The 24,052-nt window shown below is 77.5% G+C and carries 26 protein-coding genes and 2 riboswitches; of the genes, 15 read left to right on the forward strand and 11 right to left on the reverse strand.

What is annotated here, in order from left to right:
* The first annotated feature begins 80 nt into the window (after positions 1-80).
* The 3 genes from BLQ97_RS20545 to BLQ97_RS20555 all read left to right on the forward strand — a co-directional run bounded on the left by BLQ97_RS20545 (position 81) and on the right by BLQ97_RS20555 (position 3,273).
* Positions 81-2,183, forward strand: coding sequence for a putative bifunctional diguanylate cyclase/phosphodiesterase (locus BLQ97_RS20545; protein WP_245692551.1), 2,103 nt, complete (start codon positions 81-83; stop codon positions 2,181-2,183).
* A 115-nt stretch (positions 2,184-2,298) separates the two neighbouring features.
* Positions 2,299-2,988: an NYN domain-containing protein gene (locus BLQ97_RS20550; protein ID WP_245692553.1), complete on the forward strand. Its 690-nt coding sequence runs from the start codon at positions 2,299-2,301 to the stop codon at positions 2,986-2,988.
* A gap of 48 nt (positions 2,989-3,036) precedes the next feature.
* Positions 3,037-3,273: a hypothetical protein gene (locus tag BLQ97_RS20555; RefSeq protein WP_091368348.1), complete on the forward strand. Its 237-nt coding sequence runs from the start codon at positions 3,037-3,039 to the stop codon at positions 3,271-3,273.
* Positions 3,274-3,279: 6 nt separating this feature from the next.
* On the opposite strand, the gene BLQ97_RS20560 is transcribed toward BLQ97_RS20555, so the two are convergent.
* Entirely contained in the window at positions 3,280-3,777 is a 498-nt protein-coding gene (locus BLQ97_RS20560; protein ID WP_091368657.1) for an ATP-binding protein, read from the reverse strand.
* Positions 3,778-3,915: 138 nt separating this feature from the next.
* Between BLQ97_RS20560 and BLQ97_RS20565 the strand changes: the two genes are divergently transcribed.
* Positions 3,916-4,611 carry a GAF and ANTAR domain-containing protein gene (locus tag BLQ97_RS20565; protein ID WP_091368353.1) on the forward strand — a complete coding sequence of 232 codons (696 nt, stop codon included), beginning with the start codon at positions 3,916-3,918 and terminating at the stop codon, positions 4,609-4,611.
* Positions 4,612-4,617: 6 nt separating this feature from the next.
* Here BLQ97_RS20565 and BLQ97_RS20570 read toward each other — a convergent pair whose 3' ends face one another.
* Entirely contained in the window at positions 4,618-5,565 is a 948-nt protein-coding gene (locus BLQ97_RS20570; RefSeq protein ID WP_091368357.1) for a nucleoside hydrolase, read from the reverse strand.
* A gap of 39 nt (positions 5,566-5,604) precedes the next feature.
* On the opposite strand from BLQ97_RS20570, the gene BLQ97_RS20575 reads away from it, so the two are divergent.
* Complete coding sequence (locus BLQ97_RS20575; RefSeq protein ID WP_091368360.1) at positions 5,605-6,519, forward strand: ATP-grasp domain-containing protein; 915 nt, start codon at positions 5,605-5,607, stop codon at positions 6,517-6,519.
* On the opposite strand, the gene BLQ97_RS20580 is transcribed toward BLQ97_RS20575, so the two are convergent.
* Complete coding sequence (locus tag BLQ97_RS20580) at positions 6,461-7,816, reverse strand: APC family permease (protein WP_091368362.1); 1,356 nt, start codon at positions 7,814-7,816, stop codon at positions 6,461-6,463. The genes BLQ97_RS20575 and BLQ97_RS20580 overlap by 59 nt on opposite strands.
* A gap of 316 nt (positions 7,817-8,132) precedes the next feature.
* Here BLQ97_RS20580 and BLQ97_RS23505 point away from each other — a divergent pair, with 316 nt between their 5' ends.
* From BLQ97_RS23505 to BLQ97_RS20600, 3 genes are all read left to right on the forward strand, one after another.
* The gene (locus BLQ97_RS23505) at positions 8,133-8,903 is read left to right on the forward strand and encodes a hypothetical protein (protein WP_175471845.1); all 771 of its coding nucleotides are present in this window, start codon (positions 8,133-8,135) and stop codon (positions 8,901-8,903) included.
* Between the two features lie 838 nt (positions 8,904-9,741).
* A complete protein-coding gene (locus BLQ97_RS20595; RefSeq protein WP_091368371.1) occupies positions 9,742-10,617 on the forward strand; it encodes a trypsin-like serine protease in 876 nt (291 codons plus the stop codon).
* A gap of 158 nt (positions 10,618-10,775) precedes the next feature.
* Positions 10,776-12,860, forward strand: a complete 2,085-nt coding sequence (locus BLQ97_RS20600) for a SpoIIE family protein phosphatase (protein WP_245692555.1) — start codon at positions 10,776-10,778, stop codon at positions 12,858-12,860.
* Positions 12,861-12,929: 69 nt separating this feature from the next.
* On the opposite strand, the gene BLQ97_RS20605 is transcribed toward BLQ97_RS20600, so the two are convergent.
* The 6 genes from BLQ97_RS20605 to BLQ97_RS20630 all read right to left on the reverse strand — a co-directional run bounded on the left by BLQ97_RS20605 (position 12,930) and on the right by BLQ97_RS20630 (position 17,548).
* On the reverse strand, positions 12,930-13,355 hold the full coding sequence (locus tag BLQ97_RS20605; protein WP_091368373.1) for an ATP-binding protein: 426 nt from the start codon (positions 13,353-13,355) through the stop codon (positions 12,930-12,932).
* 76 nt (positions 13,356-13,431) lie between these two features.
* Complete coding sequence (locus BLQ97_RS20610) at positions 13,432-14,034, reverse strand: thiamine phosphate synthase (protein WP_091368375.1); 603 nt, start codon at positions 14,032-14,034, stop codon at positions 13,432-13,434.
* On the reverse strand, positions 14,031-14,921 hold the full coding sequence (locus BLQ97_RS20615) for a thiazole synthase (protein ID WP_281181455.1): 891 nt from the start codon (positions 14,919-14,921) through the stop codon (positions 14,031-14,033). Before BLQ97_RS20615 ends, BLQ97_RS20610 begins: the two co-directional genes overlap by 4 nt.
* On the reverse strand, positions 14,922-15,122 hold the full coding sequence (gene thiS / locus BLQ97_RS20620; protein ID WP_091368377.1) for a sulfur carrier protein ThiS: 201 nt from the start codon (positions 15,120-15,122) through the stop codon (positions 14,922-14,924).
* A gap of 3 nt (positions 15,123-15,125) precedes the next feature.
* Positions 15,126-16,238: a glycine oxidase ThiO gene (gene thiO / locus BLQ97_RS20625; RefSeq protein ID WP_091368380.1), complete on the reverse strand. Its 1,113-nt coding sequence runs from the start codon at positions 16,236-16,238 to the stop codon at positions 15,126-15,128.
* A complete protein-coding gene (locus tag BLQ97_RS20630; protein ID WP_091368382.1) occupies positions 16,235-17,548 on the reverse strand; it encodes a purine-cytosine permease family protein in 1,314 nt (437 codons plus the stop codon). The genes thiO and BLQ97_RS20630 overlap by 4 nt, the downstream gene beginning before the upstream one ends.
* A riboswitch (TPP riboswitch) is annotated at positions 17,538-17,650 on the reverse strand. (Overlaps the previous gene by 11 nt.)
* A 33-nt stretch (positions 17,651-17,683) precedes the next feature.
* Between BLQ97_RS20630 and BLQ97_RS20635 the strand changes: the two genes are divergently transcribed.
* The 5 genes from BLQ97_RS20635 to thiD all read left to right on the forward strand — a co-directional run bounded on the left by BLQ97_RS20635 (position 17,684) and on the right by thiD (position 21,230).
* Positions 17,684-18,271: a TenA family protein gene (locus BLQ97_RS20635; RefSeq protein ID WP_091368384.1), complete on the forward strand. Its 588-nt coding sequence runs from the start codon at positions 17,684-17,686 to the stop codon at positions 18,269-18,271.
* Positions 18,268-18,903, forward strand: a complete 636-nt coding sequence (locus BLQ97_RS20640; RefSeq protein WP_091368386.1) for a TenA family protein — start codon at positions 18,268-18,270, stop codon at positions 18,901-18,903. Before BLQ97_RS20635 ends, BLQ97_RS20640 begins: the two co-directional genes overlap by 4 nt.
* A riboswitch (TPP riboswitch) is annotated at positions 18,896-18,992 on the forward strand. Its footprint overlaps the gene before it by 8 nt.
* Positions 18,986-19,771: a hydroxyethylthiazole kinase gene (gene thiM / locus BLQ97_RS20645; protein WP_091368388.1), complete on the forward strand. Its 786-nt coding sequence runs from the start codon at positions 18,986-18,988 to the stop codon at positions 19,769-19,771. (Overlaps the previous riboswitch by 7 nt.)
* The gene (thiE, locus tag BLQ97_RS20650) at positions 19,768-20,403 is read left to right on the forward strand and encodes a thiamine phosphate synthase (RefSeq protein WP_091368390.1); all 636 of its coding nucleotides are present in this window, start codon (positions 19,768-19,770) and stop codon (positions 20,401-20,403) included. The genes thiM and thiE overlap by 4 nt, the downstream gene beginning before the upstream one ends.
* Positions 20,400-21,230: a bifunctional hydroxymethylpyrimidine kinase/phosphomethylpyrimidine kinase gene (gene thiD, locus BLQ97_RS20655; RefSeq protein ID WP_091368393.1), complete on the forward strand. Its 831-nt coding sequence runs from the start codon at positions 20,400-20,402 to the stop codon at positions 21,228-21,230. The genes thiE and thiD overlap by 4 nt, the downstream gene beginning before the upstream one ends.
* A 5-nt stretch (positions 21,231-21,235) precedes the next feature.
* On the opposite strand, the gene BLQ97_RS20660 is transcribed toward thiD, so the two are convergent.
* Positions 21,236-21,664: a VOC family protein gene (locus BLQ97_RS20660; RefSeq protein WP_091368396.1), complete on the reverse strand. Its 429-nt coding sequence runs from the start codon at positions 21,662-21,664 to the stop codon at positions 21,236-21,238.
* 134 nt (positions 21,665-21,798) lie between these two features.
* Between BLQ97_RS20660 and BLQ97_RS20665 the strand changes: the two genes are divergently transcribed.
* A complete protein-coding gene (locus BLQ97_RS20665) occupies positions 21,799-22,428 on the forward strand; it encodes a class I SAM-dependent methyltransferase (protein ID WP_091368397.1) in 630 nt (209 codons plus the stop codon).
* A 22-nt stretch (positions 22,429-22,450) separates the two neighbouring features.
* On the opposite strand, the gene BLQ97_RS20670 is transcribed toward BLQ97_RS20665, so the two are convergent.
* A complete protein-coding gene (locus BLQ97_RS20670; RefSeq protein ID WP_091368400.1) occupies positions 22,451-23,047 on the reverse strand; it encodes a TetR/AcrR family transcriptional regulator in 597 nt (198 codons plus the stop codon).
* A 74-nt stretch (positions 23,048-23,121) separates the two neighbouring features.
* Between BLQ97_RS20670 and BLQ97_RS20675 the strand changes: the two genes are divergently transcribed.
* Positions 23,122-24,030: an alpha/beta fold hydrolase gene (locus BLQ97_RS20675; protein ID WP_217637296.1), complete on the forward strand. Its 909-nt coding sequence runs from the start codon at positions 23,122-23,124 to the stop codon at positions 24,028-24,030.
* Positions 24,031-24,052: the final 22 nt, after the last annotated feature.

Genomic DNA, 24,052 nt, shown 5'->3' on the forward strand with positions numbered 1-24,052 from the left:
ACTTCCCACTCGTCCCGGTCCGGTCGCCGATCGGCCTGCCCGGCAGGCCCGGCGAGCGGCGACAGGGGGAGAGAGAGCACGTGCACCAGACCCACCACGCCGGTCTGCCGGCTCCGCCGGACCTGCTGTCCGGCGTGCCGGACGCCGTCTGCCGGCTCGACCACGAGTGGCGCTTCACGTGGGTCAACGCGGCCCTCGCCCGGCTGCTGCAGCGGCCACCCGAACGCCTGCTCGGCCGCCCGGTGCGCGAGTGCTTCCCCGACGTCCTCGGCTCCGAGCTGCAGCGGCACGTGCACGCGGTCCTGGCGGACGGCGAGCCGCGCGCGTTCGAGTACCTCTACGGACCGGCCGACCGCTGGTTCGAGGTGCGGGCGACGGCCGACGCGCACGGCGGCGTGGTGGTCTTCCTGCGCGACGTCGACTCCCGGTACCGCGCCCAGGCCGCCCAGGCCCGCGCGCTGCAGCGGACGACGGCGGTGCTCGACGCCCTGCCCTCCCCGACGGTGCTGCTCGACGAGACCGGCCGGATCCGCACCGCCAACCGCGTCTGGGCGGGCAACGCCGACCGGGTGCGCGCCAGCGGCTGGCAACCGGCCGACGTCGGCGACGACTACCTGGCCCGGATCGCCCAGGGCCTCCAGCCGGCCGACGTGGAGCGGATCACCGCCGGGCTGCACCAGCTGCGCAACCAGCCCTCCGGCGGCCCCGCCCGCACCTTCGCCCACGACTACTCCCACGACCTCGGCGGCGAGCAGACCTGGTGGCGGCTGCAGGCGGCCCGCGTGGACGACACCGGCTCCGTCGTCATCACCCACACCGACCTCACCGAGCGCGCCCGCGGCGAGGAGCGGCTCACCTGGCAGGCCAACCACGACGACCTCACCGGCCTGCCGAACCGCGCGCGGCTGCTGCAGCTCATCGGCGAGGCGCTCGAGGACCAGGAGTCCCGGACCGCGCTCCTCTTCCTGGACCTCGACGGCTTCAAGACCGTCAACGACTCCCTGGGCCACGCCGTCGGCGACGAGCTGCTGCGCCAGGTGGGCACCCGGCTGACCACGCAGGTCCGCCCCGGCGACGCCGTCGGCCGGCTGGGCGGCGACCAGTTCGTCGTCCTGGCCCGGTCCTGCGACACCCCCGAGGCCGCCTCGCTGGCCTTCCGGCTGCAGCGCTCCTTCGGCCGCCCGTTCGTCGCCGGCGGCCTGTCGGTGCCGGTGTCGGCCAGCATCGGCGTCGCCGTCGCCCAGCCCGGCCTGCGGCACGCCCACCAGCTGCTCAGCGACGCCGACGCCGCCGGCTACGAGGCCAAGGCGGCCGGCCGCGACCGCGTGCACCTGTTCTCCCCGGGCCTGCGCGACGCCGCCCGCTGGCGGATGGACGTCGCCACCCGGCTGCGCGACGGGGCGCTGGACCAGTTCGTCGTGCACTACCAGCCGGTGGTGCGCCTGGACACCGGCGAGGTCGAGGGCGTGGAGGCGCTGCTGCGCTGGCAGCACCCGGAGCGCGGCCTGCTCGCCCCGGACGCCTTCCTCTCCGTCGCCGAGGAGACCGGTCACCTCATCCCGATCACCCGCTGGCTGCTGCACGAGACCACCCGGCAGGCCGCCGAGTGGGCGCAGCAGGGCCTCTCGCTGCGGATGGCGGTGAACATCAGCGCCCGCCACTTCTCCGCCGAGACGCTGGTCCGCGACGTGCGGACGGCGCTGCGCGAGTCGGGACTGGCGCCCGAGCAGCTGATGCTGGAGCTGACCGAGACCACGGTGGCCGAGGACCCGACCCGTGCCGAGGACCAGCTGGCCATCCTGCGGGGCTTCGGCGTCCGGGTGGCCATCGACGACTTCGGCACCGGCTGGTCGTCGCTGGCCCAGCTCATGGCGCTGCCCATCGGGACGCTGAAGATCGACCGGTCGCTGATCAGCGCCGCCGAGCGGCTGGCCGCCGGGGGCACCGGCGCGGTGCTCGGCGCGATCGTCGGGCTGGCGCACAGCCTGGGCATCCGGTCGGTGGCCGAGGGCGTGGAGACCGCCGAGCACCTGCGGATGGTCCGCGAGGCCGGGTGCGACCTCGCCCAGGGCTACCTGCTCGCCCGGCCCATGGCCTCCGGCGAGGTCACCCGCTGGGCCGACCGGGTGCGGGCCGGCGGCGGGGACTCCTGCGCCCTGGCGCTCGCCGGGGAGCTGCGCTGAGGTGATCCAGCGGGTGCGCCGCCGCGCCGTCCGCCGGGCCGGCTCGCCCACCGGGCCGCCGGCGCCGCCCGACCCACCGGCCCCCGCCGCGGTGGAGGCCGGGCAGACTGCCCCCGTGACCGAGACCACCGGTACGGCCGTCCTCACCGGTGCCGACGCCGACCGCGGCCGCGGCCGGCCGGCGCTGGACCTGCTCATCTGGGACGCCCCCAACATCGACATGACCCTGTCGACGGTCATCGGCGCGCGGCCCACCGCCGCCTCCCGGCCGCGCTTCGACGCGATCGCCGCCTGGTTCGTCGACGGCGCCGGCGACCCGGGTGCACCGGACGCCCCCGAGGTCGAGGCCTGCGTCTTCGCCAACATCCCGCCGGTGGTGGGGAGCATGCGCGGCTGGGTCGAGGCGCTGCGGGGGTTCGGCTACGCCGTCTTCGCGCGGCCCAAGCAGCAGCCCGACGACGACATCGACCAGGACATGCTCGACCACATCGGTGTCCGGTCGCACAGCCACCGGCTGCGGCGGCTGGTCGTGTTCTCCGGCGACGGGCGCAACTTCGCCGAGCCGCTGGAGGAGCTCTCCCGTGCCGGCACGCAGGTCGTCGTCGTCGCGTTCAGCGAGGTCGCCGGCTACGCGATCGGCTCGGAGCTGATCGAGTTCATCGACATCGAGGACGTGCCGGGCGCCTTCGCCGCGCCGCTGGACCGCGTCCGCCTCGACGCGCTGCCGCCCGACGGCGCGTGGCTGCGGCCCACCCGCAGCCTGCGCGACTTCGTCTCCACCTGGAGCGCCCGCCGCAACGGCTGATCGGCCGGCGGCGGTGTCCGGCGGTCCCTCCCGGGGAAGGGAGGGGCCATGGCGGTGTGCGAGGTCTGCGGCAACGACTACGCGATGAGCTTCGAGGTGGTGGCGCAGGGCGTCACGCACACCTTCGACAGCTTCGAGTGCGCGATCCACCGGATGGCGCCGATCTGCGAGCACTGCGGCGTGAAGGTGGTCGGCCACGGCATGACCGTCGAGGGCCAGTTCTACTGCTGCGCGCACTGCGCCCGCGCCGAGCACGACGGCGCGGCGGTGGCCGACTCCGCCTGAGGGCGGTCAGTCGGTGGGCAGCTCCGGCGCCCGCGGCTCGGGGACGTGCGTGCTGAAGCCCTCGATCGGCTGCAGCCCCGAGGGCAGCCGCGCCCACACGTGCTTGCGGCCCGGGCGCCGCTCCCAGCCGTAGTCGACCGACAGCTGCGCCACCAGGTGCAGGCCCATCCCGCCGAGGGAGGGATCCCGGTCGACGGCGGGCACCGGCGGCTTCTCGGGCGCCTCGTCGCTGAGGTCGAGCAGCCACCCCGCGGGGCTGGCCACCACCAGCGCCCGGACGTCGCCGCCGCCGTGCCGCAGCGCGTTGGAGGCGAGCTCCTCGAACACCAGCAGCAGCCCGTCGCGGGCGTCGTCGGTGGACGACGAGCTCACCGAGGGGTGGGCGATCCGGGCGCGCAGGTCGGCCCGGACGCGGGACACGACGTGCATGGCCTCCAGCTGCCAGTGCCAGACGTCGCCGGCCACCGAGGGCACGGCTGCGCGCGGCCACGTCTCCTGGCCCATCGCCACCCCTCGCGTCCGCTCCGCGACACCACGCCCGACCGGCTCCATCCTGACCGAAACCCGTCGTGGTCGCAGCGGCGGCCCCTCGGAGGCGGCCGCCGTGCCCCCCGGCGGCCTGCCGTTGGGCAGGATGGGGCCGTGGAAGCCCTGTGGCGAGCACTGAGCCGGCTGCGCCTGGCCGACCGCGAGCTGGCCGACGTCCTCGGCGAGATCACCCGGCTGGCCGACGAGCACGTCCCCGGCGCCGAGTCGACGTCGATCACGCTGCTGCGGGGGGACACCGCCGTCACCGCCGCCCACCACGGGGACATGGCGCTGGCCGCCGACGAGATCCAGTACGAGCGCGGCTACGGCCCCTGCATGGACGCCGGGCGCGGCGGTGTGGTGCTGCGGATCGACGACATGACCACCGAGCAGCGGTGGCCCGACTACGCCGCCCGGGTGGTCGGCGTCGGCGTCCGCAGCTCGTTGTCCACACCGCTGCCCTACCAGGGCAGCTCGATCGGCGCGCTCAACACCTACTCCACCCGGCCGGCCGCCTTCGTCTCCGACGCCTCGGCCGAGGCCGCCCGCGAGGTGGCCGAGGCCGTCGCCATCGCGGTGGCCAACGCCGACGCCCACGCGCAGCTGGGCGAGCAGGCCCACAACATGCAGCGGGCGATGGAGTCGCGGGCGGTGATCGAGCAGGCCAAGGGCGTGCTCATGGCGCAGCGGCGGGTCGACGCCGAGGCGGCCTTCGACCTGCTGCGCGAGGCCTCGCAGCGCTACAACCGCAAGCTGCGCGACATCGCCGCGGGCATCGTGGCCTCCACGCACCAGCCGCCGGCGGGCTGAGCCGGCTCAGCCGACCCGGGCGGCGAGGCCGGTCAGCCGGCCGACCAGGAACTCGACGGCGGCCGCGCTGTCCACGGTCTCGGCGACGTCGACCGCGGTGGGGGAGTCCGACACCGCGCGCCGGTCCACCAGCGTCTGCCCGCGCCCGGCGCCGCGGGTGGTGTCGACGACGACGTCGCGGCGCACCGTGCCCAGCGTCCCGGGGACGATCGCCTCGGTGAGCGCGAGGGCGTCGTGGACCACGACGCCGGTCGTGCCGGACGAGCCGCGCGCCCGGTCGAGGTACTGCTGCAGGATCGCCGCCGCGCTCGCCCCGACCGGCCCCGCAGCGGCGAAGCGGGCGACCCCCTCCTCGCCGAGCACCGTGGGCAGCGTGACGTCGAGACCGACGAGCACCGTGGGCACCGTCGAGCCCAGCACCCGCGCGGCGGCCTCCGGGTCGGCCCACACGTTGAACTCCGCGGCCGCCGTCACGTTGCCGCCGCGCCCGGCCGAGCCGCCCATCAGCACCAGCCGGCCGATCCGCTCCGCCGCCTCCGGGTAGGTGGCCAGCAGCAGCGCGACGTTCGTCCACGGCCCGATGGCGGCCACGGTCACCGGCTCGTCGGACGACAGCAGCAGCTCGGCCAGCGCCACCACCGCCGGGCGGGGGTCGACGGCGGCCGGCGACGGCGGCAGCTGCACCCCGCCCAGGCCCGCCGCACCGTGCACGTGCCCGGCGCGCTCGGGCTGCGGGTACACCAGCGACTCGGCGGCGCCGGCGGCCACCGGGACGTCGGAGCGGCCGGCCAGGTGCAGCACCCGCAGCGCGTTGTCCGTCGTCTGCGGCAGCTCCACGTTGCCGTGCACGGTGGTGACCAGCCGCAGGTCCACCTCGGGGCTGCCCAGCGCCAGCAGGATGGCCAGCGCGTCGTCGATGCCGGGGTCGGTGTCGATCACCAGGGGTCGGGGCACGCCGTCATCCCAGCAGATGCCGTCGGGCAGGATCGGCGCGTGCCCGACGTGCTCCTCGCCAGCTGCGCCCCCGCTCTCGGGGAGGACGAGGACGAGCCGCTGCTGGTGGCCGCGCTCGCCGCCGAGGGCCTGACCGCCGAGGCCGCCGACTGGGCCGACGACGGCGTCGACTGGGGTGCCGCGCGGGCGGTCGTGGTCCGCTCGACCTGGGACTACGCGCCGCGCCGGGAGGAGTTCCTGGCCTGGGCGCGCCGCGTCGAGACGGTCACCGCGCTGCACAACCCCGTCGGCGTGCTCACCTGGAACACCGACAAGCGCTACCTGCGCGAGCTGGCCGCCGCCGGGGTGCCCGTCGTCCCCACCGCGTGGGCGGAGCGGCCCGCCGAGGTGCCCGCGGCGCTGGACCGCTGGTCCGGCGACGTCGTGGTCAAGCCGGCGGTCTCCGCCGGCGCCCGCGACACCGCCCGCTTCGGCCCGGCGGAGCGGGTGGCGGCCACCGCGCTGGCCGAGCAGGTGCTGGCGAGCGGCCGGGCGGTGATGGTGCAGCCCTACCTCGACCGGCTCGACGCCGAGGGCGAGACCGGGCTGGTCTACGTCGACGGGCGGTTCGGCCACGCCTTCGGCAAGGGGGCGCTGCTCGCCGGGGCGGCGCTGGGCCCCGGGCTCTACGCCGAGGAGGAGATCACCCGCCGCACCGCGACCCCCGGGCAGCGCGCGCTCGGCGACCGGGCGCTCGCGTGGGTGGCCGCGCGCGCCGGTGGTGCCCCGCTCTACGCCCGGGTCGACCTGGTGCCCGGACCCGACGGCGACCCGCAGGTCATCGAGGTGGAGCTCACCGAGCCCAGCCTGTTCCTCACCACCGACGACCGGGCCGCCGCGCGGCTGGCCGCCGCGGTCAGTGCCCGGCTCGGTCCCCCTCCCGCGCCTCGGCCCGGCGCCGGGGCAGCGCGGTGACCAGGTAGAGCAGCACGCCCACGGCGAGCAGCACCCCGGCCAGGGCCCAGGTGCGGGCCTCCTGCTGCCACAGCAGCAGCAGGCACGAGGCGATGCCCAGCACCGGGACCACGGCCGGCACGCGGAAGTGGTCGCCCTCCACCCGGTCGCGGCGCAGCACCAGGACCGCGGCGTTGGTGCTGAGGAAGACGAACAGCAGCAGGAGCACCACCGTGCTGGCGAGCGTGGCCAGGTCGCCGACCAGGGTGAGGGCCATCGCCACCACCGTGGTCACCGCGATGGCCACCCACGGCGTGCGCCGCCGCGGCAGCACCCGGCCGAGGACGGCGGGCAGCAGGTGCTGCTCGGCCAGCCCGTAGGCCATCCGGCTGGCCATGATCATGGTGAGCAGGGCGCCGTTGGCGACCGCGACGAGGGCGACCAGGCTGAACAGCCAGTCGGGGACGCCGGCGTCGGCGGCGCGGACGACCTCCAGCAGCGGCCCGCTCGAGCCGGCCAGCTCCTCCGGCGGCAGGACGACGGCCGCGGCCAGGCCCACCAGCACGTACACCGCGCCCGCGGTGAGCAGCGCGCCGAACAGCGCCCGCGGGTAGACCCGCCGCACGTCGCGCACCTCCTCGGCGACGTTGGCCGAGGTCTCGAACCCGACGAAGGAGTAGTAGGCCAGCAGCGCCGCCGCGAGCACCGCCGTCCCCGCCGACACCCCCGGCGGGAACTCCAGCGCCCGGCCGGGGTCGCCGTCGCCGCGGCCCAGCACCACGGCGCCGAGGACGACGACGAGCACCAGCCCCGAGGTCTCCACCAGCGTCATCACCAGGTTGGCGCGCAGCGACTCCTGGATGCCGCGGGCGTTGAGCAGCGCCACGGCCAGCAGGAACACCAGCGCGGCCGGGGCGGCGGGCACGTCCAGGAACACGCCGAGGTAGTCGCCGGCGAAGGCCAGCGCGAGGCCCGCGGCGCTGGTCACCCCCGCGGCGAGCATGCAGAAGCCCACCAGGAAGGCGACCACCGGCGAGCGGAACGCCCGCTCGGCGAACACCGCCGAGCCACCCGCCCGCGGGTACTTGGTGACCAGCTCCGCGTAGCTGCCCGCCGTCAGCAGGGCCAGCACCAGCGCACCCAGCAGCGGCACCCAGATGGCGCCGCCGACCTCCCCGGCCACCTCGCCGACGAGCGCGTAGACGCCCGCGCCCAGCACGTCGCCGAGGATGAAGAGGAACAGCAGCGGGCCGGTGACGGCGCGGCGCAGCTTGGTGTCGGACGCGGCCGGGGCGGTGTCCGTGGGCGGGGAGGTCACCCACCCGAGTCTGGGTGGGCCCGGAACCACCCGCCAACCGGGACGCCGTGGCACGCGACACGCGGCGCGCCGGGGCGTGTCCCGGGGTGACCGGAGGCCTCCCCGGCGGCTCCCGAGCGTGCGGGCCACCGGCTTGTCGACAAGTGCTCGGCGGCAGCGCCGGGTCGCCGAACCGCAGGTCAGAGGCTCGCAACGGTTGCGTCACGGGGCCGGTGCGCGGTGTCGTGAACGGCCGTTCAGGGGCGCCGTCGTCCCTACCGTTCACCTCGTCCGCGGCACCTTCCCCGGCCGCGGACACAGACCCCAGGAGGACGGCATGGCGATCGACAGGGCAGCTGCTCCGTCGTCGGCGACCCTGCCGGACGACCTGACGGCGGTCGGCCTCGCCGGCCTGCTCGACCTGCTCGAGCGGGCCGACGCGCTGCCCCGCCGGCCGCGCCCGCGCCGGGCGGTGGCCACCCGCTCGCCCGGCGCGCCGCGCACGCTGCGGCCGCTGCCGGTGGCCCGCCCGGTGCCGGTCCCGCGGCCCCGCCCGGCGCCGCCCGTGACGAGCGCGCCCGCGTCCGCGCCGGTGCCCGCGCCGGCCGGTTCGCGGCTGCGTGCCCGGCTGCGGGCCGCGACCCGGCGCCTGGCGCTGTGGGGCGCCGGCCCCGGAGCGGCGCACGCCGCGTGGCCGACGGCGCCGGTCGTGGTGCCCCCGCCGCGGCCCAACCCGCTGCGCCGCCTCGCGTCGTGGGGCGCCGGCCCCGGTGGCGCGCACCTGGCCTGGGGCCGGCCCGCCCCGGCCCGCCCGGCGGCCTCCGGCCCGGTCGTGCTCACCGAGCTGCCCAGCACCCCCACGGTCCAGCCCGCGGCGTCTTCCCCCGCCGCGGCGCTCCCTCCGGCCGGGACACCCCGGCCGGTCCCCCCGCACCGCCCCGGCGGGACCGGCCCCGGGCTGGCCCCGGCCGGCTGGCCCGCCCGCCCGGCGGTGCTCCGGAGCGGGACCGGCCCACCCGGCCGGTCCGGCTCGGCGCGGGCCCGGGGCGACCCGGTGCCCGGCACGGCCCGGGGCTCGCCCCGGCCGCCGCCACCGGCTCCCGACTGACCCGCAGCGCGCCCCCTCCCCGGGGACGCCGTCCCAGCCCTCGCCCGACGAGGACGACGGGCCCGGCCACCACTTCCCCCCTGGGTGGCCGGGACCGCCGGACCGGTCGCGCACCGCTCCCCCCGGCCCCCGTGGCCGCCCCCTGGCCCTCCTCCGCGGCACCGCCGCCGACCGACCGCACCGCACGACCGCTCCCGCCTCGACCCACCGCCGGCTGCTCCTCCCCGGACAGCGCGCGGACCCTCCCGGGAGGCGCGGACGACCGCTGCGGCGCGCGGCCGCCGGCAGCCCCGCACCGACAGACCACGGCGCACGACCGCTCCCGCCTCGACCCACCGCCGGCTGCTCCTCCCCGGACAGCGCGCGGACCCTCCCGGGAGGCGCAGACGACCGCCACCGCGCCCCGCCGAGCGAAAGCCGCGAAGGAGGCGACCCCCAGGCACCCGCCGGTGCCCGGGCGGACGTCCCCCCGTCCCCCGGGTCTCTGACCGGCCGGACCTGGCCGGGACGGGCGCCCGACGGCCGGCCCCGGCCCCTCGCGGGCCGGACCGGTGGAGACGTGCGGCGCACCCGGCCGCGGTCCGCCAGGCCCGGCGCCGTCGAGCAGCGGCCAGGACGGCAGCCCCGCCCCGCGGGCGCCGCGCGTCACGGCCGACGACGGGCGCCCTCCCCGACCCCCACCCGGCAGCGCCGCCGGGACGGCCGGGGAGGGCGCCCGTCCGGCGTCACCGGACCGGAAAACACCGGAACCCGGGGGTTGCGCATCTCGTCCGTGTGCGGTTCGTTGCTCTCCGGAGGCACGCCAACGGCGGTGTGGCCTCACGACGAGGGGACGAGGATGCACGCACGCACGAAGGCGGTGCTGGCCGGCACCGCTGCGCTGCTCACGGTGGGACTGGTCGCGCCGGCACCGGCCGGCGCGGTCACCGGGGGGATCGAGGACCGCGGCAACACCTACGCCAACGTGGGGATGCTGGCCTTCTACGACGACGGCGGCCGCTACCGCTGCTCGGGCACGCTGGTCTCGCCGACCGTGGTGGTCACCGCGGCGCACTGCACGGCCGGCACCGAGGGCGACACGATCGTCTCCTTCGACCCGGTCATCGACGAGGCACCGCCGTCGGACCTGCCCGTCGCGGGGGACACCGCCGCGGGCTACGGGCCGGCCGACGAGCTCCCCGCGGGCTGGCACCGCGGCACCGCGCACACGCACCCGCGGTACTCCGACTTCACCGACCAGGCCAACTGGAACGACGTCGGCGTCGTCGTCCTGGACGAGGCCGTGGCCGGCATCGCGCCGGCGCAGCTGGCCGCGCCGAACGAGCTGGACCGCTACGCGCAGCCCCGGCTGAACCACACGGCGTTCCGCGTCGTCGGCTACGGCACCGAGGTGCGCCAGGCCGACTCCGGCCCGCAGAAGCCGACGCCGATGAGCTACCCGATCCTGCGCCGCTACACCGACGTCGTGGGTCAGAAGCTGACCCCGCAGATCCTGCAGGTCAACGGCAACGAGCACGACGTCCGCGCCGGCGGCGGCACCTGCTTCGGCGACTCCGGTGGCCCGTCCTTCGCGCCCGACTCGGGCCACCTGGTCACCGTCACCAGCTACGGCTACACGTCCAACTGCCGTTACATCGACGGCCTGCAGCGCGTGGACGTCCCCGTCGTGCAGAGCTGGCTGGCGACCTTCGGGGTGACCCCCGCGGCGGGCTGACCCCCGCACACCAGGGAGCCCCGGTCCGTACCCGCGGACCGGGGCTCCCGTGCGTCCCGGACGGTGTCGTCTCGCCCACACCGGTTGGAGGGGCGCGCCCCGACGTGAGAGAAAGGACGGCGGACCGCCCGCCGACCGCACCGAATGGAACCGCCCCTGTGACCCTGCCCGAGCAGCGTCCGGGGTCCCCGGGCGGAGCGCCGCCCCGCCCGCTGTCCCCGCTGTCCGACGACCCCGAGGTCAGCCGGCTGCGCTTCGAGCTGGCCATCGACGCGGCCGGCATCGGCAGCTTCGACTGGGACCTGGTCACCGGCCGGCTGACGTGGGACGAGCAGCTGCTCGCGCTCTTCGGCTTCGAGGAGGGCGAGTTCGGCGAGACGATCGACGCCTTCGCCGCCCGGCTGCACCCCGACGACCGCGAGCGCACCCTGCAGGCGCTGCAGGGCGCCATCGACACCTGCGGCGACTACGCCGCGGAGTTCCGCGCGGTACTGCCCTCGGGCGAGATCCGCTGGATCGAGGGCCGCGGGCGCGCGCTCACCGACGCCTCCGGCGTCGCCGTGCGGCTGCTCGGGGCCGGTATCGACACCACCCGGGTCCGCGAGGGCGAGGCACGCGTCTCGCGGGTGCTGGAGACCATGCGGTCGGCGTTCTTCGCCCTCGACCGCCGGTGGCGGTTCACCTACGTCAACGCCGAGGCCGAGCGGGTGCTGCACCGCTCCCGCGAGGAGCTGCTCGGCGGGGTCATCTGGGAGCTGTTCCCGGCCGCCGTCGGCAGCGACTTCGAGACCCACTACCGCGCCGCGGCGGAGGCCGGGGAGGAGCGGGTCTTCGAGGCGCACTACCCGCCGCCGCTGGACGCCTGGTACGAGGTGCGCGCGTGGCCGGGCCCCGACGGGCTGTCGGTGTACTTCCTCGACGTCACCGAGCGGCGGGCCGCCGAGCAGCAGGCCCGGGACAGCGCCGCGCGGCTGGCCCTGGTGGCCGAGGTCAGCGCGCTCATGTCGACCGCCCTCGGCTCGTCCACCGCCGAGGAGCGGGCGCTGCAGCGGGTCGCCCGGGCGGTGGTCCCGGTGCTCGGCGACTGGGTGGTCCTCACCCTCTCCGACGCCGTGGACGGCCGGATGCGCGACGTCGCCTCGTGGCACCGGGACCCGGCGCTGCGGACGACCACCGCCACCTACGCCGGCCTGCGGCTGGCCTCGGTCGCGCCCGACGCCCCCGTGCTGCAGGCGCTGGAGTCCGGCCGGCTGCTCACCGTCGACGACGTGCAGGCGGTCGTGCGGCCGACGCTGCCCGAGGGCGAGGTGCGCGACGTCTTCGACGTGCTGGCGCCGCGCTCGGCGGTGACGCTGCCGCTGCTCGCCCGCGGGCGGACGCTGGGCGCGCTGAGCGTCTACCGCGGCAGCGACCGCCCGGCCGCCGACGCCGAGGACGTCCGCGCCGCCCGGGAGGTCGCCGACCGCGTGGCGCTCGGGCTGGACAACGCCCGGCTGTTCGACCAGCAGCGCCGGCTGGCCGAGGCGCTGCAGCGCAGCATGCTGACCGCGCCGCCGCAGCCCGACCACGCCGAGATCGTCGTCCGCTACCAGCCGGCCGTGCAGGCGGCCCAGGTCGGCGGCGACTGGTACGACGCGTTCCTGCAGCCCGACGGCGCCACGGTCCTGGTCATCGGCGACGTCGTCGGCCACGACACCGAGGCCGCCGCCACGATGGGCCAGCTGCGCGGGATGCTGCGCGGGATCGCCCACCGCGGCGACCACCCGCCCGACGCGGTGCTGACCGAGCTCGACGCCGCCGTCGACGGGCTCGGCCTGCACTCGATGGCCACCGCGGTGGTGGCCCGGGTGGAGCAGACGCCGGAGCAGCGCGCCGCCGGCCGCACCACGCTGCGCTGGTCGAACGCCGGCCACCCGCCGCCGCTGCTGCTCACGCCCTCGGGGGAGGTGCGCACGCTCGGCACCGAGCGCGGGGAGCTGATGCTCGGCGTCGACCCCGGCGCGCGGCGGTCGTCCTCGGCGGTGGAGGTCGCCCGCGGCTCGACGCTGCTGCTCTACACCGACGGGCTGGTCGAGGGTCGCGACCTGCTGCTCGACGAGGGCATCGAGCTGCTGCGGACGGCGCTGGCGCAGCTCGCGGACCTGCCGCTGGAGCGGCTGTGCGACGCGCTGGTCACCCGGCTGCGCCCCGAGGGCCTCCAGGACGACGTCGCCCTGGTCGCCATCCGCCTGCACGCCCAATAGAAGGACCTCCCTGCCCCCCACCGCTCGCACGCTCGCGGCGGGCCCCTGCAGGGAGGCCGTTCCAGCACCTCACCTGCGGGGGAGGACCGCCCAGACGGTCTTGGCGTCGCCCTCGACGTACCAGCCGTGCGCGGTCGACAGCTCGGCGATCAGGTGCAGGCCGAGGCCGCCCTCGCTGGGGTCGCGGTCGACGGCCGGCGTCGGCGGCGTCCGCGGGTCGCCGTCGGAGACCGCCACGAGGAACGCGTCGCCGGTGCGCCGGACGCAGGCCTCCACGCGGCCGCCGCCGTGGCGCAGCGCGTTGGAGGCCATCTCGTCGAGGACGAGCAGCAACCGGTCGCGCAGCTCCACCGGGCCCTGGGCCGCGGTGTGCCGCCGCAGCTCCTCCCGCACGCGGGGCAGCTCGGTGACGTCGGAGAGCCGCCACTGCAGCCCGTCCCACGCCGGGGGCGGGGACGCCGAGGGCCAGCCCGCACCGGCCACTCCCCGTCCCACCCGGTGTCTCCTCGCCTCGAGCCCTCGTCCCGGGGCTGCACGTCGAACACCTGCGTATGGCTCGCCGGGGGGCCGCTCAAACCCGGGTGGGACCGGTGTCACAGGCGGCGAGGGCGGCGCAGTACGCCGCGACGACGGCGGGGTCGCGCATCGCCGGCCCCATCACCGCCACCCCGGACGCCCCGGCTGCGAGGCAGCCCGGCACGTCACCGGGTCGCACCCCGCCCAGCGCCAGCACCGGCGGGGCGCCCGGGGCGAGCGCGGCCAGCCCGCCGGTGCCCAGCGCCGGGCCGTAGCCGGGCTTGGACGCGGTCGGCGCGAACGGCGACAGCGTCACCCAGTCGCAGCCCTCGCCGGCGGCCCGCGCCAGCTCGGCGGCCGAGTGGCAGGACCTGCCCACGAGCGGCGGCCGCGCGGCGGGGAACGGGTCGGCGGCGGTCAGGTGCACCGCGGTGCCCTCCGGCGCCCCGGCCGCGCCGCCCCACACCAGCAGCCCGCCCACCGGGTCGAGCACGGCGCGCAGGTCGGCGGCCACCGCCCGGCGCTCGGCGAGGGGCAGGTCGCGGTCGCGCAGCCACACCGCCCGGGCCCCGGCGTCCACCGCGGCGGCGACCACCTCGGGCAGCGGGCCGGCCGCCTGCGTGCGGTCGGTGACGACGAGCAGGCGGGGGAGGGTCACAGCGCGGGCAGGCCCTCGAACGACGTCGAGGCCTCCGCGTGCCACCGCCGCGGGATGCGGCCAGCCAGCCGCGCCAGCCGGCCGCCCTCCACCGCCTGCCGCATGGCCAGCGCCATCCGCTCGGGGTCGCGGGCGCGGGTGACCGCGGAGGCCAGCAGCACCGCGTCGCAGCCGAGCTCCATGGCCAGGGCCGCGTCCGAGGCGGTGCCGATGCCGGCGTCGAGCACCACCGGCACGTCGACGGCCTCCCGCAGCAGCGCCACGTTGTGCGGGTTGCGGATGCCCAGCCCGCTGCCGATCGGGGAGCCCAGCGGCATCACCGCGGCGCAGCCGGCGTCGGCCAGCCGGCGGCCGAGGACCGGGTCGTCGGTGGTGTAGGCGAGCACGGTGAACCCCTCGGCCACCAGCTCCTCGGCGGCGTCCAGCAGCTCCACCGCGTCGGGCAGCAGGGTGCGCTCGTCGCCGATCACCTCGAGCTTGACCCAGTCGGTGCCGAACGCCTCGCGGGCCAGCCGCGCGGTGCGCACCGCCTCCCGCGCGGTGTGGCAGCCGGCGGTGTTGGGCAGCAGCCGGACGCCGGCCCGGTCGAGGACCTGCATCACCGAGCCGGCGGCCGACGCCTCCACGCGGCGCAGCGCCACGGTCACCAACTGGGTGCCCGAGGCGTGGACGGCGGCCTCCAGCGCCTCGAGACTGGGTACGCCGCCGGTGCCCAGCAGCAGCCGGGAGGTGAACGTCTCCCCGCCGAGGACGAACGGGTCACCGGCCTCCTCCCGCGCGAGTGCGGGCGCCAGGTCCTGGGTGAGGCCTTCAGTCCGGTCCTCTCGGCCCGCGTGCAGGGGCCCGCCGCGAGCCTGCGAGTGGTCGGGGGCACGGGGGTCCTTCACTCAGCCTCCTGCGGTGGGGGCGAGCACCTCGAGGGCGTCGCCGGGGGTCAGCGCGGTCGCCGCCCAGCTGCTGCGCGGGACGACGTCGCCGTTGCGCGCGACGGCCACCCGGTCGTGGCCGGGCGCCCGGTGGGCCACCAGGTCGGCGACGGTGGCGCCGTCGGCCAGCTCGGCCGTCTCGCCGTTGACGGTCACCTGCACGGGTCAGTCCCTCCGGAAGCGGTCGGCGGTGAAGGGGGCGGCCACCTCCGGCAGCGCGCCGTCGGCGAGCAGGCCGGCGACGGCGTCGGCGGTGACGGGAGTGAGCAGCACGCCGTTGCGGTGGTGGCCGGTGGCCAGCACCAGCCCGGGCAGCGAGGCCGGCCCGAGCAGCGGGGCGTTGTCCGGCGTCCCCGGGCGCCAGCGGGCCAGCGTCTCGACCAGCTCCAGCTCGGTGATGCCGGGGACGACGTCGATGGCGTCGTGCAGCAGGTCGTGCACGCCGCCGGCGGTGACGGTGGGGTCGAAGCCGCGGTCCTCGACGGTGGCCCCCACGACGAGCCGGTCGCCGCCGTAGGGCACCAGGTAGACCTGCCGGCCGCGCACCAGCGCCCGCACGGTGCCCTCGAGCAGCCCGTCCGCGCCGGCCAGCCGCAGCACCTGCCCCTTGACCGGCCGCACCGGCAGCGGCGGGACGCCGGGCAGCTGCCCGCTGCGGGCGCCCAGCGCCAGCACGACCTGCCCGGCGCCCAGCGTCGTCCCGCCGGCCAGCCGCAGCCCGGTCGCGCGGCCGCCGTCGACGGCGAGCCCGGCCACCCGGTCGCGCACCAGCCGCACGCCCTCGGCCTCGGCGGCGGCCAGCAGCGCGGCGTGCACCGCGCGGCCGTCGACGGAGTGGTCGCCGGAGACGAGCAGGCCGCCGCGCACCCGCGGGGTGAGCGAGGGCTCACGGCGCCGGGCGGCCCGCGGGGTCAGCCGCTCGGCGGCCAGCCCGAGCTCGAGCTGGAAGGCGTGCAGCGCGGCGAGCTCGCGGACGTCGTCGTCGTCGAAGCCGACCACCAGCGTGCCCGCCGTGCGCAGCCCCACCGGCCGCCCGGAGGCCGCCTCCAGCTCGGCGGCGAAGGAGGGCCAGCGCTGCAGCGAGGCCAGGCCCAGGCGCAGCAGCGGCTCCTCGCGGTAGCCGGCCTCGGTGACCGGGGCGAGCATCCCGGCGGCGGCCGCCGAGGCGCCGGTGCCCGGGGCGTCGTCGACCACGGCCACCGACAGCCCGCGGCGGGCGGCCCGCCAGGCGACCGCCAGCCCGACCAGCCCGCCCCCGGCGACGGCGACGTCGGTCACCGGCGCCGGTCCCGCAGCACCAGCGGCAGGGTGAGCGCGACGGCGACGCCGAGACCGACCAGCGAGGCCGACCAGCCGTTGGCGGGGTCGACGCCCAGGTCGGCCTGCCGCGCGGTCCACCACGCCGTCCAGCCCGCGCCCGGACCGGGGAAGGACGTCGGCAGGGTGAGCTGGTAGGCGGCGAACCCCGCGGCCCACGGCAGGAGCAGCAGCGGGCGGGCCGGGGCGGTGTCGGAGGTGTCCCAGCGCCCGCGCGGGGCGGTCCAGTACGCCACGACCAGCACGCCGGCCAGCGGCACGAACACCGCGCCGATGAGGAAGAGGAACGGCTCGTAGGCGGCGACGTCGACGGTCAGCGCGAGCAGCGTGGCGACCGCGCCCACGGCCAGCGCGAGCGCCCGCCGGTCGAGCCGGGCGACGACGTTCTGTGCCGAGACCGCCGTGGAGTAGAGGTTGGCGAAGGCCTCGTCGAGCTCCACGGCCACCAGCACGAGCACCGCGACGGCGCCCAGCGGCACGGCCAGCAGCGCGTCGATGACGTCGAGCCCGGCGCTGCCGTAGGCGGCCAGCGCGAGCACGCCGAGCACGAACATCCCCACGGTGGCCAGGCCGTAGCCGACCGCCGAGCCGACGCCGGCGGCCCGGGCGCTGCGCGCGTGGCGGGTGTAGTCGGCGGCCAGCGGCAGCCAGGACACCGGCAGCGCGATGACGATGTCGGCCGCCGTCCAGAACGACGTCGCCCCGCCGCCCTGCAGCGGCGGCAGCGGCTCGCGCAGCACCTCGACGAACAGGTAGCCGACGGCGGCCAGCGCGGCCCACACCGCGTACCGGGAGAGCACCCGGACGACGCCCAGCGGCCGCAGCGCCATCGCCGTCGCCAGCACCCCGGCGGCGACGACGAACGGCCAGCGCGGCGCGTCGAGCACGCGGGAGGCGGCCTCGGCGATGACCACGATCTCGAAGGTCGCCCAGCCGACGCACTGCACGAGGTTGAACGCCGTCGGCAGCCACGAGGTGCGCCGGCCGAGCAGCCCGCGCAGCAGCACCATCCCGGGGACGCCCTCCCGCGCGCCCGCCGCGGCCACCAGCCCGAGCAGGGTCGCGCCGACAGCCGCGCCGACGACGACCGCGGCGACGGTGACGCCGAGCGGCCGGCCGGGCAGCACGACGAAGACGGCGGCCACCGGCAGCAGCACGCTGACGCCGAGGTTGGCCCACAGGCCCAGGTTCGCCCCGAGCCCGAGCGTGCGCGGCGGTGCCTGGTCGAGGGTGAGGGGGGCGTCGGCGGTGCCCCGGACGTCGGTGCTCACGACTGCTCCCTACGCCGGCATTACCCGGTCAGGTTCCAGCGGTCGGCGGCGCGCACAGCCGCCCTCTCAGCCCGGTCGCCCCGAGCTCCCGCACATGGCGCAGGTCACGATACGCACCCCGTAGGGTGCTCCGCCGTGCCGGTCGCCGAGCTGCTCACCCGCCACCCCGACGCGTGGCGGCGGGCCACCCGTGCTCCGTTCCTCGACGCCGTCCGCGACGGCACGCTGCCCGCCGGGGCCTTCGACACCTGGCTGGTGCAGGACGCGCACTTCCTCGCCGACCTGCTGCGCTTCCAGGCGCGGCTGCTCGCCCGGGCGCCGCGGCCGGCGCAGGCGGTGCTGGCCGGCGGCTGCGTGGCGCTGGTCGGGGAGCTCGACTGGTTCGCCCGGGTCGCCGACGCGCGCGGCCTCGACCTCGCCGCGCCGCGGCTGCCGGCCACCATCGCCTACGGCGACCTGCTGTACCGGCTCGACGCGGCCGACGCCGCGACCGCGCTGACCGCGCTCTGGGCGGTCGAGCGGGCCTACCTCGACGCCTGGTCGGCCGCGCTGCCCGGCGCCGAGCCCTACCGGGAGTTCGTCGAGCACTGGACGGTGCCCGGCTTCGCGTCCTACGTGGCCGGGCTGGAGTCGGCGGCCGACGACGCCGGCCCGCCGGACGAGGCGGTGTTCCTCGAGGTGGCCGCCGCGGAGGAGGCGTTCTGGGCGACGGCGCTGCCGTGAGCCTGTCCGCCGAGCTGTGGGGCGGCAGCGCCGACCTGGCCGCCGCCGCGCTGGAGCACCCCTTCGTCACCGGGATCGCCGACGGCACGCTGCCGCGGGAGCGGTTCGCCGGCTACGTCGCCCAGGACGCGTTCTTCCTCGAGGCCTTCGCCCGCGCCTACGCGCTCGGGGTGGCCCACAGCCGCGACCGCGCGACGCTGGAGGCCTTCGCCGACCTGCTGGCCGGCGTCCGCGACGAGCTGCGGCTGCACGACGGCTACGCCGCGCGGTGGGGCATCGACCTCGCCGGCGTGGAGCCGACGCCCGCGACGTCGGCCTACACCGAGTTCCTGCTGGCCACGGCGGCGCTGGGCGACGTCGGTGAGACGTGCGCGGCGATGACGCCGTGCATGCGGCTCTACGCGCACCTCGGCCAGGGTCTCGTTCCACGTGCGACCGGGCCCTACCGGGAGTGGGTGGACACCTACGCCGACCCGGCCTTCGCGGAGCTGGCCGCCACCCTGGAGGCGCTGCTCGACCGGCTGGCCGCCGGCACCCCCGCCGTCCGCCGGGCCTACCGGCGGGCGATGGAGCTGGAGCTGGGCTTCTTCGACGGCGCCTGGCGCGGCGGGGGTAGCGTCGGCGGGCAGTGACTCGGGGTGTCCGCCGTCCGGCGGGCTGAGAACACACCCGCCGAACCTGTCCAGGTCATGCTGGCGAAGGGATGTCACGGCGATGGACGCCGCTGCTCTGACCGGTGCCCGGTCCGCGCTCACCCACAGCGCGCCGCTGGTGCACTGCCTGACCAACACGGTGGTGCAGACGCTCACCGCCAACGCCCTGCTCGCCGTCGGCGCGGCCCCGGCGATGGTCGACGAGCCCGCCGAGGCCGAGGGCTTCGCCGCCGTCGCCTCGGCGGTGCTGGTCAACGTCGGCACCGTCACCCGGGCCACCGCGGAGGCGATGCGGCTGGCCGCCCGCTCGGCCGCGGGCGCCGGGACGCCGTGGGTGCTCGACCCGGTCGCCGTCGGCGCGCTGCCCTTCCGCACGGAGCTGGCCGGCGAGCTGCTCGGGTCGCGGCCGGCGGTGGTGCGCGGCAACGCCTCCGAGGTGATGGCGCTGGCCGGGGCCGGCGCGGGCGGGCGCGGGGTGGACTCGACCGCGGCCGCCGACGACGCGCTGGACGCCGCCGTCGCGCTGGCCGGGCGCACCGGGGGCGTGGTGGCCGTCAGCGGCGCGGTCGACGTCGTCACCGACGGATCCCGCACCGTCCGGGTGGGCGGCGGGTCGCCGCTGCTCGCCCGCACCACCGGCGCCGGGTGCGCGCTCGGCGCGCTGGTCGCCGCCTACGTGGCCGCCACCGGCGACCCGCTCACCGGCGCGGTCGCGGCGCACGCGCACGTCGCGCTGGCGGCCGAGGCCGCGGCCGCCGTCGCGGCCGGGCCGGGCACCTTCGCCCCCTTGTGGCTCGACGCCCTGAACGCGGTGGCCGACCTCTCCGCCGCGCAGGTGACCGCGTGAGGCCGCCGTTCGACCCGACGCTGTACCTGGTCACCGACACCGCCCTGGCCGGCCCGCGCGGCGTGCCCGACGTCGTCCGCGCCGCGGTGGCCGGCGGGGTGACCGCGGTGCAGGTGCGCGACAAGACCGCGTCGAGCCGGGAGCTGTGCGCGCTGGCGCTGGCGGTCGGGGAGGTGCTGGCCGGCACCGGCGTGGCGCTGGTCGTCAACGACGACGTCGAGGTCGCCCTGCTGGCCGGGGCCGACGGGGTGCACGTGGGCCAGGACGACCTGCCCGCGGCCGAGGTCCGCGAGCGGATCGGCCCCGACCGGCTGCTCGGGCTGTCCACCGGCTCCGACGACGAGCTCGACGTCGCGCTGGCGCTCCCCTCCGGCACGGTCGACGTCGTCGGCATCGGGCCGGTGTGGACGACGCCGACCAAGCCCGACGCGGGCACCGGCCTGGGCCCCGAGGGCGTCGCCGCGCTGGCCGCGCGCGCGGCGGCCGGCGGGCTGCGGTCGGTGGCGATCGGCGGCATCGACGTCGAGCGGGCGCGCCTGGTCACCGGCGTGGACGGCATCTGCGTGGTGTCGGCGATCTGCGCGGCCGACGACCCGGCCGCCGCGGCCCGCGCGCTGCGGGGTGCCCGGTGACCGGGCGGGCGGGGGTGCCGGTCGCGCTCACCGTCGCGGGCAGCGACCCCAGCGGGGGCGCCGGCGTGCAGGCCGACCTCAAGACGTTCAGCGCGCTCGGCGTCTACGGCACCGCCGTGCTCACCGCGCTGACCGCGCAGAACACCCGCGGCGTGACCGGCGTGCACCCGGTGCCGGCGGCGTTCGTCGGCGAGCAGGTCGGCACGCTGCTGGCCGACGTGACCGTGCACGCCACCAAGACCGGGATGCTCGGCACCGCCGACGTCGTCCGCGCGGTCGCCGCCGCGCTGGCCGACCGGGTCGCCGGGCCGGTGGTGTGCGACCCGGTCATGGTCGCCACCAGCGGCGACCGGCTGGTCGACGACGACGCGGTCGCCGCCGTCCGGTCGGAGCTGCTGCCGGTGGTCGAGCTGGTGACGCCGAACGTGCCCGAGGCCGCCGCCCTGCTGGGCGTGCCGCCCGCGACGAGCGTCGACGAGCTGCCCGCGCAGGCCGAGGCGCTGCTGGAGCTCGGGCCCGGGGCGGTGCTGCTCAAGGGCGGGCACCTGGGCGGGACGGAGAGCGTCGACGTGCTGGCCACCGCCGACGGCGTCGTCCTCACCCGGCGGCCGCGGGTGGCCACTTCCGCGACGCACGGCACCGGCTGCACGCTGTCGTCGGCGATCGCCGCGCTCACCGCCCGCGGCGTCGGCGGACCCGGCCACTGGGAGCCGGTGGTCGAGCAGGCCCGCGACTACCTCCAGCGGGCGCTGGCGGCGGGGGAGTCGCTGGGCATCGGCTCGGGCCACGGGCCCGTGCACCACTTCGCCGGCGTCTGGCCCGCCTGACCGGCTCACCCGCCGGGGGATTGCCCCGACAGGTCGGCCGCGGTCATGCCCGCGGGGTGCCCGGCCGGCCACTGCACGAGCTCGACGCGGCGGCCGTCGGGGTCGGTGAGCCAGGCCGTCCACAGGTCGCCGGAGCCGTCGGGTGAGCCCGGCGGTCCGGCCTCGATCCCGCGGGCGGCGAGCCGGGCGACCGTCTCGTGCAGCGCCTCGACCTGGACGACGAGGTGGTTCAGGCCGCCCGCGGTGACCGGGTCCCCGGCGGGGTCGTGGACGAGCTCGAGGCTGACGAACTCGTCACCGGGCAGCTTCAGCATCGTGAGGCTGCCGAACTCGGTCTCCGGCACGCCGCCGAGCACCTCGTACCCGAGGCCGGTGTAGAAGGCGAGCGACCGTCCCAGGTCCGCGACCCGCAGGCCGACGTGCAGGGTCCTCATCCGGTTCCTCCCTCGGTCCCTCCGCGCTGCGGCCCAGCCCACCGGAGGAGGGCGTCCCGCGGAAGGCCCCCCGTCCCGGCCGCGGTGGCCCCGCCCGGTTGACGCCGCCGCCCGGGTGCCGCGACGGTGCACCCGTGGCGACCTCCCGACCGGTGTTCAGCCGCCTCTACGAGCGGGTGAGCAGGCGCCTCGAGGACGCCGGGATGGCGGAGCTGCGCCGCGAGCTCCTCGACGGGCTGGCCGGCGCCGCTGTAGAGGTGGGCTGCGGCAACGGGCTCACCTTCGCCCACTACCCGCGCACGGTCACCCGCGTGGTGGCGGTCGAGCCCGAACCGCGGCTGCGCGCGGCGGCGGAGCGGGCCGCTCGGGGAGCCGGCGTCGGCGTCGAGGTGGTCGCCGGCACCGCCGAGGAGCTGCCGCTGCCGGACGCCTCGGTCGACGCCGCCGTCCTGTGCCTGGTGCTGTGCAGCATCGGGGACCGGGCGCGGGCGCTCGCGGAGCTGCGCCGGGTGCTCCGGCCGGGCGGCGAGCTGCGCTTCCTCGAGCACACCGTCGCCGAGGACCGGCGGCTGCAGCGGGTGCAGCGCCTGGTCGACGCCACCGTCTGGCCGCTGCTGGCGGGCGGCTGCCACACGGCCACCGACCAGGTCGGCGCCATCGCGGCCGCGGGCTTCACCGTGCGGCGGGTCCGGCGCTTCGACTTCCCGCCGGCGCGCGTCCGGGTGCCGGCCAGCCCGCACGTGCTCGGCGTCGCGGTGCGCTGACCCGCTCCGGGAAGGCGCGACGTCAGCGGAACAGGCGGTCCAGCCGGTAGCGGACGACGGCGAGCGCGTCGTCGACGGTGCGCTGCTGGCCCAGCACGCTGCTCACCAGCCCGTTGGTGAGCGCCAGGAGGCCGACCACCTCGATCCGCGGGTCGACGTCGGCCGGCACCTCGCCGGTGTCGACGGCGCGCTCCAGCACCCCGGTCAGCCAGCGCTCCAGCGCGTCCGGGGCGTACCGGCCGTCGACGGCGTCCGCGGGGGCGGTCAGGCCGGCCGCGTAGTACGCCGTCCAGGCCAGCTGGTCGGCGCGGCTGTCGTCGTCCGTGGGCAGGATCGCGCCGAGGACCACCTCGAGCACCGTGCGCGGCGGCAACCCGGTGCCGTGTGCGGCGGCGCGCTCGCGCACCCGCCGGTCGAGGCGCGCGGCCAGCTCGGGAATCCCCGAGGCCATGAGCGTGCGCTTGTCGGTGAAGTAGTACTGCACCACCCGCAGCGACACCCCGGCCTCCGCGGCCACCTCGCGCATGGACACCGCCTGCAGCCCGCGGGTGCTCGCGATGCGCAGCAGAGCGGCGGTCAGCTCCCGCCGCCGCTCGTCGTGGTCGACCCGCCGGGGCACCGCTCCTCCTCCCGGGTACACCTGTACCCAAACTGTGGTACGACTGTATCCCGACAGTGACCGAGGAGGCAGTCGTGCCCGTCCTGACCGCCCGTTCCGGAGACCTGGACATCGCCTACGAGGTGCTCGGGGAGCCCGACGGCGAGCCGCTGCTGCTGGTCATGGGACTGGGCGCGCAGATGGTCGGCTGGCCCGACGGCTTCTGCGCCGAGCTGGTCGCCCGTGGCTTCCGCGTCGTCCGGTTCGACAACCGCGACGTCGGCCTGTCCACCCACCTCGACGGCCCGGTGCCGGCGCGGGCGTGGTCGCGGGTGCCGGCCGCCTACACGCTGTCGGACATGGCCGCCGACGCCGTCGCCGTGATGGACGCCGTCGGCTGGCCGTCCGCGCACGTCGTCGGCGCCTCGCTGGGCGGGATGATCGCCCAGCTGCTCGCCGTCGAGCACCCCGGCCGGGTGCTCTCGCTGACCTCGGTGATGTCGAAGCCCGCGCCGCGGATCGGCCGGATGCGGGCCCGGACGACGCTGGCGCTGGTGCGCAGGGCACGGCGGCTCGCGAAGGAGCAGGGCCGGCCGGCGACGCCCGAGGCGATGGCCGACTTCCTGGTCGCGATGCAGGAGGTCACCGGCTCCCCGGGCTACCCCGCCTCCCGCGAGGACCACCTCGGGATGCTGCGGGTGGCCGTGGCCCGCGACGACCAGGGCCTCACCGGGCCGGGCGCCAAGCGGCAGCAGGCGGCGGAGCGGGTCGCCCGCGACCTGCGCGCCGAGCTGGCCGCCGTCCGGGTGCCGACGCTGGTCGTCCACGGCGACAGCGACGTGGTGATCCGGCCGGAGGGCGGCGAGGCGACGGCGGCCGCGGTGCCCGGCGCGCGCCTCGTCGTCCACCCGGGGATGGGCCACGAGCTGCCCCGCGCGCTGTGGCCGGTGCTCGCTGACGACGTCCGGGCCACCGCCGACCAGGCCGCCGCCCGTCGCGCCTGAGCCGACGCGCTGGTTGACTCGG

Source organism: Geodermatophilus telluris, from assembly GCF_900102745.1.
GTDB classification, from domain to species: Bacteria; Actinomycetota; Actinomycetes; order Mycobacteriales; family Geodermatophilaceae; genus Geodermatophilus; species Geodermatophilus telluris.

Bases quoted from the DNA above. Each gene is read 5' to 3' on its own strand.
- BLQ97_RS20555 (WP_091368348.1), top strand. From the start codon at position 3,037: ATGGCGGTGTGCGAGGTCTGCGGCAACGACTACGCGATGAGCTTCGAG.
- BLQ97_RS20560 (WP_091368657.1), bottom strand. From the start codon at position 3,777: ATGGGCCAGGAGACGTGGCCGCGCGCAGCCGTGCCCTCGGTGGCCGGC.
- BLQ97_RS23505 (WP_175471845.1), top strand. From the start codon at position 8,133: ATGGCGATCGACAGGGCAGCTGCTCCGTCGTCGGCGACCCTGCCGGAC.
- BLQ97_RS20595 (WP_091368371.1), top strand. From the start codon at position 9,742: ATGCACGCACGCACGAAGGCGGTGCTGGCCGGCACCGCTGCGCTGCTC.
- thiM (WP_091368388.1), top strand. From the start codon at position 18,986: ATGGACGCCGCTGCTCTGACCGGTGCCCGGTCCGCGCTCACCCACAGC.
- BLQ97_RS20660 (WP_091368396.1), bottom strand. From the start codon at position 21,664: ATGAGGACCCTGCACGTCGGCCTGCGGGTCGCGGACCTGGGACGGTCG.